The sequence below is a fragment of the Psychrobacter piechaudii genome, from assembly GCF_900162825.1.
In the GTDB taxonomy this organism is placed as follows: Bacteria; Pseudomonadota; Gammaproteobacteria; order Pseudomonadales; family Moraxellaceae; genus Psychrobacter; species Psychrobacter piechaudii.
Window position 1 is genome coordinate 1 of the sequence record NZ_FUGE01000285.1, and the last position, 398, is coordinate 398.

Here is a 398-nt window from a genome sequence, read left to right on the forward strand (position 1 = left end):
AATTGCCTCTCAGGCTTGTACGCTCGTGTGGCGTATTATGCAAGCATCTGATAAACAGTCACAAGAGTTTGCTTTGTTTTTAGTGCGCCTCTCAGGTCGGCAAATGAAACGCAGCAAACCAATAACCGCACCTGCTGTGATGGCAGGATTGTTCCAGTGGCTTAATTTTACCGAACTGGTAAATCATTATCCCCCTGACAAACTGCGTGAATTCGCTGATGCCGCTAGTAAATTTGTGTAGATACCTATGCCCTGAAGTGGGTGGTTTGTAAGCATCCGACCAACCCCCTATTGCGGTAGCACCCAGCGATGAGGTAACAACTCATCCAGATCCTCTTGAGTAGGCAGGCGTCTTAGCACGTCTGTCAAATAAGCAGACACATCCAAGCCATTTAAGC

1 protein-coding gene and 1 pseudogene are annotated in these 398 nt (G+C 47.5%); one reads left to right on the top strand and one right to left on the bottom strand.

Annotated elements, in window-relative coordinates; all coding sequences use genetic code 11:
• A pseudogene (locus A1019T_RS12980) lies at positions 1 to 241 on the top strand (transposase); the annotation flags it as partial.
• A gap of 47 nt (positions 242 to 288) precedes the next feature.
• Here the strand turns inward: A1019T_RS12980 and A1019T_RS12985 are convergent.
• The coding region (locus tag A1019T_RS12985; protein ID WP_143514168.1) for a transposase domain-containing protein at positions 289 to 398 on the bottom strand (110 nt) is incomplete at its 5' end.